Below are 7947 nucleotides of genomic sequence, written 5' to 3' on the forward strand. Positions count from 1 at the left end.
TTACTGGAGCTTGTTAAACAAGACCAGCAACATCAATTAACGTTATTAAAAAGTATTCCAGGTATGGGTGTAAAAACCGCTTTGTTTTTAATAGTTGTAACCGATGGATTTAATAAGTTTGAAAATGCATCACAGCTATGTAGTTATGTTGGTATTACACCAACGATACGAAAATCAGGGAGTAGTGTAAGAGGTCGAAGTAGAATAAGTAAAGTAGGTAACAAGAAACTAAGGAATCTATTGTTTTTATGTTCTTTTTCAGCGTGTAAGCACAATAAGGCTTGTAGAGAGATTTATGAACGACTAGTAGCTAAAGGGAAAAGTAAGAAACTGGCATTAATAGCAGTAGGTAATAAGTTATTAAAACAAGCTTTTGCTATCGTGAAAAGTGGACGACCTTACGATGAAAACTTTGTTTCAAGATTAGTTTAAAATGACTTGTTTTTTAACTCAGTTCTTTGTTGTAAAACGTTTTTTATTAGTCAATTCCTAAATCGTTTGTAATTGTATGCCTTAATTCAATTTCGCTTATTGGAATTCCCATATTCTCACTTATAATTCCAGAAATAATTCTCTCAACCTCGTACTTACTGGTGATTTTTTGAATGTCAATTGTCTGCTCGAAATTTAAAGATATTGTCCAATCAATTAATTCTCTTATTGTTCCTTTTGTCACAGGTGTATTTCTTTTGATAGTCTTAATTCCAAAAATTTTTACGTGTGAGTTTAGATTCGGGTTAAAGTCGATAGCAACTAATTCAGGTAATTTAAGTTCAAGTTCAGATTGTAATCGATTCCAATTTATTTTTAAGTCAGATTGAGTGAGTAAATCCGATATTTTGCTGGTAGGTTTTATATCCAAATCAGTCAAGTTCAATTTTTGGAATGCTTTTCTAATGCGGAAAAATACGATTTGAGTTAAGCATTTATCTGTCGGATTTACTATAATTTTGTTATAAACTGTATCAGCAAAGTGTTGTACAGTAGCAATTTTTTCGGCCTCGGAATCCTCAATTCGTATTCCAAATTTATCCTCGACTGACATAAGTAATTCGACAGAATCTAATCCCATTTTCGGTTTGTGTTAAATGTTTTACAACGGTCTAGTATAAGAATAGTAGCGGATTTTACGCACTAATTTTTCAGTTAAACACAGACCTTTTTTATATTTACTTACTTTCGTTTTAGCACTTAAACCGCTATTATTTTTATACATTGTTAGCGGTAGTGCTTTTTATTCAATTAAAAGATTGTCTAAATTCAATAGGGGAGACATTAGTTTTACTTTTAAACAGTTTACTAAATGAGGCAGGGTATTCAAAGCCTAATTCATAAGCAATTTCACTAACACTTAGTTCTGTAGTTGATAATTTTTCTTTGGCTTTTTCAATTAATTTATTCTGAATGTGTTGTTGTGTACTTTGTCCGCTAATTATTTTTAATATGCTACTTAGGTAATTAGGCGATAAATTTAAATCATTTGAAATTTGAGCAACAGAAGGAATTCCATTAATAAGTGTCTCACTATTGTTAAAATAGTTGTTTAATGTTTGTTCAAGTTTTATAAGAATTTGATGATTGCTAATTTTTCTTGTAATAAATTGTCTTTCGTAATAACGTTCAGCATAATTGAGCAATAACTCAATTTGTGAAATGATAATATTCTGACTGAATTTGTCAATATTAGATTGATATTCTCTTTGTATATTTTTTAAGAGTTCTACAATAATATTTTCTTCTTTTTCTGAAAGGAAAAGGGCTTCATTCACATCATAACCAAAGAAATCATAATTTTTAATAGATTTAGCTAAAGGTGTATTCCATAAAAAGTCTGGATGGATAAGAAGTAACCATCCAGACGGATTTACTTTTATGTTCTGATTTATTGTTAGAGTTAATATTTGTTTTGGTGCAACAAATGAAAATACACCTTCGTCAAAATCATATTTTTGTTGTCCATAATTAAATTTCTCACTTACATTTCTTTTTAAACCAATAGAATAGAAGTCCTGCATCCATTTAATTTTATCTGAATCAGTAGCATAATTTACTTTACTATAGTCTACTAAACTAATAAGTGGATGTTCTGAATTAGGTAAATTACTATAGTTATGAAATTCACTTATAGATTTAAATCGATGCATTTCTTTCATTCTTTAAAATTAAGAATTAATTTTCTTTAAATAATACCATTCCTGCGTGATAAAGGATTCCATTTCTGAACGCTCCATCTGCTGTGAATCCTGTATCGTCTTTATAATCAATTTGATTTCCTGTTACTTGATAACTTCCTTGATAAGCACTTTCTTTATTTCCTCTTGCTTCGTCATATCGATTGTTTGGCAATAATTTGTGACGTATATTTCCATCTTCCGTTACCCACATTCCAATGTATTGTTTTGATTCTTCTATTGTCATTCGCTCAAAATTTAATTTTCAAATTCTGTAGATATTCCTAGAGTTAAATTTTCTTTCATCGTTTTTTGAATCGTATCTATTTTAAGGTTTGCATAGTGATATGCATCTTTACCCATAAAAAAATGTACTGGTGGATTTTCTTGTTTACTTAAAGCGATTAATACTTCCGCTCCTTTTTCTGGGTCATTAGGTTGATTACCATCTATATCCTTTAAATGTGCTTGTTCCATTTCTCGAGCTGTTTTATAATCTTCAATTGGATTATTAGGGGTTTTGACAGAACCTTCTGATAAAAAACTGGTTCTAAAGTAACCAGGATATACTAAGGTTGTATATATTCCAAATGATTTCATTTCTTCGGCTAAAGCCTCTGTAAAACCTGCAACAGCAAATTTTGTAGAACAATAAATACCAAAACCTGCAAAATTTCCTGTATAACCACCTATAGAAGCTATATTAAATATGTGTCCGGATTTTTGTTTACGTAAATATTGTGTTGCATTTCTAATTACGTTTACAGAACCAAACACATTTACTTTAAAATTATCTTCCACTTCTTTTTCTGAAAGCTCTTCTAAAGTTCCAATTTGACTGTAGCCTGCGTTATTAACTAAAACATCAATTTTACCAAAATGACTAATCGTAGTTTCAATAGCTTTCTTAACATTTTCGTTTTTTGTTAAATCCATTTCGATTGGTAAGAAATTTTCATTTTCTTCTCCAATTTCTTTAATTAAGGAATGTTTGTTCCTTGAGGTAGAGGCAACATTATAACCTTGTAAAAGAAGCTTTTTGGTTAATATTAATCCTAAACCTTTCGATGCTCCTGTAATAAACCATACTTTTTTTGTGTTCATATTCTTTGAATTGAGATTATAATACAAAATTGGTTCATTAAAGAGTTTTTCACTTTTCCAAATCTAAGAAAGGTATAGTCAAATCTACTTGATGCGATGATTTTTGGTCGTATTACCGCTAATGTTTTTATATATAAATTGTTAGCTGTAGTGGTTTCTGTAATGTTACTTAATTATACAATTTCCGAAATTCCAATGGTGTCAAATCCGTTTTTTTCTTGAATAATTTTCCGAATGATTGTGGGTGTTCAAATCCTAAACTGTAAGCAATTTCATTTACTGATAACTCTGTAGTTGAAAGTTTCTCTTTAGCCAATTGCATTAGTTTTTCGTGAATAAATTCTTGGGCGCTTTTTCCCGATAGCGTTTTTAATAATCTGCTTAAATAATTGGGTGATAAGTTTAATGAAGCAGACAGATTATTAACTGTTGGCAACCCATTTTCCTGTAGGTCTTTGCTTTTAAAATAATTATTTAAAAGTGTTTCGAATTGCTCAAATATTCTATGGTTTGTTTTTTTTCGAGTGATAAATTGACGTTGATAAAACCGTTCTGAATAAGTGAGTAATAATTCCAATTGTGAAATGATAACATCTTGACTGAATTTATCAATATTTGAATTATATTCTTGATTAATATTTTGCATCAAATCGGTTAACGTATTTTGTTCCTTGTCCGAAAGATGTAATGCTTCTGTTAATTCATAACCAAAAAAGTCATACTGATTTATTTTTTGCGCTAAAGATGTATTCCAAAGAAAATCGGGATGAAAAATAAGCAACCATCCCGAATGATTTAGTTTTTGTTCATCTTCTACTTCAATACGCATTACTTGATTTGGTGCGATGAAAGCTAATACACCTTCGTCAAAGTCGTATTCCTGTTGTCCATATTTCATTTTACCATTAAACACCTGTTTTAAGGCAATAGAATAAAAACCGTGAGTAAAACTTGAAACCGTTATATTTTCTTTCCTTTTAATATCGGCAAAATTAATTACGCTAACCAAAGGATGCTGTGGTTTTGGCAACTGCATTAATCTATGATATTCGGTGATATTTTTTATGTGAAGTATAGACATTAGTTTGTTTTAAATCATTTGTCCGCCAGAGACTTCGATACGTTGTGCGTTTATCCATTTAGCATCATCGGTACATAAAAAGGCAACAACACTTCCAATATCATCTGGCAATCCAACGCGACCCAAAGCTGTGTTAGAGGCTATAAAACTATTCATTTTTTTATTATCTCTAACTGCGCCACCACCAAAATCAGTTTCAATAGCTCCTGGAGCAATTACGTTTGACCGAATTTTTCTTTCACCTAATTCTTTGGCTTGATAAATTGTTAACGTTTCAATAGCACTTTTCATAGACGCATATGCGGAAAATCCGTTTAAGGCAAAACGAGTTAGACCAGTTGATACATTTACAATTCCGCCACCATCGTTTAGAATGTTTAATGCACTTTGAGTTAATAAATAGGTGCCTTTAAATTGAATGTTATAAATTGCATCTAATTGTTCTTTAGTAGTTTTAACAAAAGGTGCGTTTATTCCAATTCCCGCATTATTAATGAGGTAATCGATTTTTTCAACTCCGAATTTGGATTTAATTGACTCTTTAATGGTCACAAAGAATTCTTCAAAATTATTGAATTCAGTAACATTTAATTGAATCGCAATTGCTTGTTGTCCTAAACGCTCAATTTCTTTGATAACCTCTTTAGCTTTTTCTTCATTGCTGTTATAAGTTAGAATTATATGAAGTCCTTTTTTTGCCAATTCTAAAGCCATATTTTTTCCTAATCCACGACTTCCACCTGTTACTAAAGCAATTTTTATTTTGTTTGTCATTTCTTTGTTTTTATAAATTGAATAATATTTTTAAGCCTTCTTTTATGCTTTTTGGTTTACGTCCAAGATAATGTTGCAATTCATTTGTGACTGTTGATTCTTGTCCGTTTTTAATATCAAGATTAAAACCTACTATCTTTTTGACCATTGGTTCTGGAACTCCGTTTTCTAACATTATTTTTTTGAATGGCTCAACGTCTATAGATTTGTAATTTACCTGTTTGCCCGAAAGTTCAGTAAGTGCAGTTGCAATATCATAAAAAGAATATGCATCAGAACCCGTAAAATTTAATGTTTGGTTTTCGAAATTTTCGTTCATTAAAACATTAGCCATTGCCTCTGCCTGTTCCGCTTTTAAAACATAAGCTACTTTACCATTTCCGGCAGGTTGTAATATACCTTTCTCAAAAACGTGTTTGCCAACAAAAAGGGGTAATACATCCATATACAAAGCATTCCTGAAAATGATATATTTCAATCCACTTTCTTTAATATAATCTTCGGTTAAAAAATGTTCCATCATTAGTTTATTTACTAACGTGTTTTTGTCTTTTAAAGAACGACTTGTATATGCAATGTTTTGAACGCCTTTCTTTTTTGCGGTATCAATGACGTTTTTATGTTCTTGCATTCTATCGCCTTGGTCTCCCGAAGAAATTAGTAAAACAGTATCTACGTTTTCCATTGCTTTTTCAAGCGATTCAACATCGCTATATTGACCAATAAAAGCTTTTAATCCTTTTTGTTCGAATTCGGTTTTACTTTCTTCCTTTCTTGTGAGTACCGAAATATCTTCGGCTTTCATAGTTTTAAGTAAAGTTCCAATAACTGTAGTTCCTAATTCTCCAGTTGCACCAGTAACTAATATTTGTTTCATTTTCCAATTTTATAAGTGAAGTACAAAGGTCAAATAGTTAAACAATAGTTATGTAGTCAAATCTATCTTTGTATAAGCCAAATCTGATAAATGACTGAAGTTTGTTGATTAGCAGGAAGTTTTTTTAGCATTACCGCTAACGTGTTTGTATATGGTTTGTTGCGTGGTTTAGCACGTAATTTAGCAAATAAAAACCGAATAGAAAATCCGCGAGGATTTTCGTAAGTAGGCTAGAACTAGCAATAAATTATATACGGTGTTACCCACTGGCTTTACTCCACGTAATTAAATTTTGTTTCTAAATCCGTTTTTTCAAATTCAGGAATGTAATTTAAATACCAATTGTCAAATTCCTTTTGTTTTTCTGGTAATCTCATTCTAATAAATTCTCGATAGACATCAATTAATAGATTTATTCCATTATAAAATACTTCCTTACATTCTTTAAAATTACGAATTTGTAGAATATCAGCTTTATCGTTTCCTGCAATTGCAAATCCAGTCATTACGCTATTTGGATGAACATTTTCAGAGTATTTTCTGTATTGAAATTCGTAGAGAATTGTGTTATTGAGATATAAACAAAGATTTTCAAAATTATTTGGTCCATCGTATAATGAATACCAATTCGGATTATTATTCCGTTTTTTATTTTTGTTACAAGTCCGTTGGAATTCAACATTCACTTCTTTGTAAATGTTTTCAAGTAATAAGCTTTCTTTGGCTTCAATCACTTTCTTTATTTCTATCGGGTTACAATGATTTTCTAATTCAAAATGTGGTTCTTGTTTAATGAATTTTGAAACGAAACTTTTAGAAATTTCTTCTTCCTTTATAAACTGCTTGTAATATTTAATTTCTTTATTAAGTCGACAAATAAGAAATGAATGAGAGCGTAATTCCTCGTCTTTCTCAATCATATAGAGTAAGCTAAAAGTACTTTCCATTAAAGAACGAACCAAGATTTTAGCTGGGTCAATTGATGACTTCTCAATTAATAAAGAAATCGCATCTCCTAATTCAATACTATTTCTTAAAAAGACAGAAGGAACATTTTTGTCTCTTCCATTTCTTTTTTTCTCAATGTCCCATTTTAAAATATGAGTACCAAAATTCACAACTTTTCTCAAGTTGTCAGAAAGATTTTTAAGAATTAAATTCAATTCCTTATTTTCTTCTTGTGGCAATATTTCTTCTATTGGCTCGATGTTCGTTTAGCTTGTGGGTAACGTGTTCGTGTATGGTTAGTTGCGTGTTTCAGCAACTAATTTAGTAAACAAAAACGAACGCGAGAAAATTCCGAAGGAATTTTCCAAATAAGCAACGACCAAAGCAATTAATTATACACGTTGTTGCCAATAGTTTTTTAATTCAGTTGTAATTCAAACGTCTTAAAAACTCTTTGGTCAATTAAGATGTCAAATCGTTCAATGTTTTCAGACGTAATTTTCGCTTCTATAATTATCTTATCATTCAAGTCAATCCGCTTATTTATCTCAATACTCGGAATCATTAGATTGATTTTATTTTTTTCTTCGTCCGATAACGCTAAATATTCCTCATTTGTATATTCAGGGATTTTCAGATTGTTTTTCGTAGCGTAAGTTTCAATAGGATAGCCAAGAAGCATAATCGGAAGCGATTCTTCTTTAGATGTCAGAACAATTGTAAAAGTCCGATTTTTTTGCACAACAATTGTGTCGGTTAGAGGTTCTTTCAGCTCAACAAATTCTGATAGATTTTCAGGATATTCTTTTCGTTCATCGTCTCCGTTCGCGAAAATTATTTCCTGCGAGTTTGCTTGAAAATTAATTCCAAGTAGTAAAAACAATATTATGGTTATGCTTTTTCTCAAATTATTGGCAACGTGTTTGTGTATGGTTAGTTGCGTGGTAAAGCAACTAATTTAGCAAATAAATCACAGATAGAATATTCCGCAG

Annotated in this window: 9 protein-coding genes and 1 pseudogene; 1 reads left to right on the forward strand and 9 read right to left on the reverse strand. The window is 30.6% G+C overall.

Annotation, left to right across the window (positions count from 1 at the left end; all coding sequences use genetic code 11):
* A partial coding sequence (locus Q0807_RS18575; RefSeq protein WP_301162018.1) for a transposase occupies positions 1 to 432 on the forward strand: 432 nt, incomplete at its 5' end.
* A 544-nt stretch (positions 433 to 976) separates the two neighbouring features.
* Here the strand turns inward: Q0807_RS18575 and Q0807_RS18580 are convergent.
* The 9 genes and pseudogenes from Q0807_RS18580 to Q0807_RS18620 all read right to left on the reverse strand — a co-directional run.
* Positions 977 to 1066: pseudogene (locus Q0807_RS18580) on the reverse strand (phosphopantetheine-binding protein); the annotation flags it as partial.
* Positions 1067 to 1238: 172 nt separating this feature from the next.
* A complete protein-coding gene (locus Q0807_RS18585; protein ID WP_301162026.1) occupies positions 1239 to 2144 on the reverse strand; it encodes an AraC family transcriptional regulator in 906 nt (301 codons plus the stop codon).
* Between the two features lie 25 nt (positions 2145 to 2169).
* Entirely contained in the window at positions 2170 to 2418 is a 249-nt protein-coding gene (locus tag Q0807_RS18590) for an Atu4866 domain-containing protein (RefSeq protein WP_301162019.1), read from the reverse strand.
* 11 nt (positions 2419 to 2429) lie between these two features.
* Positions 2430 to 3275, reverse strand: a complete 846-nt coding sequence (locus Q0807_RS18595; RefSeq protein WP_301162020.1) for an SDR family oxidoreductase — start codon at positions 3273 to 3275, stop codon at positions 2430 to 2432.
* Between the two features lie 169 nt (positions 3276 to 3444).
* Positions 3445 to 4356: an AraC family transcriptional regulator gene (locus Q0807_RS18600; RefSeq protein ID WP_301162021.1), complete on the reverse strand. Its 912-nt coding sequence runs from the start codon at positions 4354 to 4356 to the stop codon at positions 3445 to 3447.
* A gap of 9 nt (positions 4357 to 4365) precedes the next feature.
* The gene (locus Q0807_RS18605) at positions 4366 to 5130 is read right to left on the reverse strand and encodes an SDR family NAD(P)-dependent oxidoreductase (protein ID WP_301162022.1); all 765 of its coding nucleotides are present in this window, start codon (positions 5128 to 5130) and stop codon (positions 4366 to 4368) included.
* Between the two features lie 10 nt (positions 5131 to 5140).
* A complete protein-coding gene (locus tag Q0807_RS18610) occupies positions 5141 to 6007 on the reverse strand; it encodes an SDR family oxidoreductase (RefSeq protein ID WP_301162023.1) in 867 nt (288 codons plus the stop codon).
* Positions 6008 to 6279: 272 nt separating this feature from the next.
* A complete protein-coding gene (locus Q0807_RS18615; RefSeq protein ID WP_301162024.1) occupies positions 6280 to 7194 on the reverse strand; it encodes a DUF5677 domain-containing protein in 915 nt (304 codons plus the stop codon).
* 179 nt (positions 7195 to 7373) lie between these two features.
* Positions 7374 to 7838 (reverse strand): hypothetical protein, encoded by a 465-nt coding sequence (locus Q0807_RS18620; RefSeq protein ID WP_301162025.1) that lies wholly within the window; start codon positions 7836 to 7838, stop codon positions 7374 to 7376.
* Positions 7839 to 7947: the final 109 nt, after the last annotated feature.

It is taken from the genome of uncultured Winogradskyella sp. (assembly GCF_947495255.1).
GTDB lineage: Bacteria > Bacteroidota > Bacteroidia > Flavobacteriales > Flavobacteriaceae > Winogradskyella.

Bases quoted from the DNA above. Each gene is read 5' to 3' on its own strand.
- Q0807_RS18600 (WP_301162021.1), bottom strand. From the start codon at position 4,356: ATGTCTATACTTCACATAAAAAATATCACCGAATATCATAGATTAATG.
- Q0807_RS18610 (WP_301162023.1), bottom strand. From the start codon at position 6,007: ATGAAACAAATATTAGTTACTGGTGCAACTGGAGAATTAGGAACTACA.
- Q0807_RS18590 (WP_301162019.1), bottom strand. From the start codon at position 2,418: ATGACAATAGAAGAATCAAAACAATACATTGGAATGTGGGTAACGGAA.
- Q0807_RS18585 (WP_301162026.1), bottom strand. From the start codon at position 2,144: ATGCATCGATTTAAATCTATAAGTGAATTTCATAACTATAGTAATTTA.
- Q0807_RS18595 (WP_301162020.1), bottom strand. From the start codon at position 3,275: ATGAACACAAAAAAAGTATGGTTTATTACAGGAGCATCGAAAGGTTTA.
- Q0807_RS18605 (WP_301162022.1), bottom strand. From the start codon at position 5,130: ATGACAAACAAAATAAAAATTGCTTTAGTAACAGGTGGAAGTCGTGGA.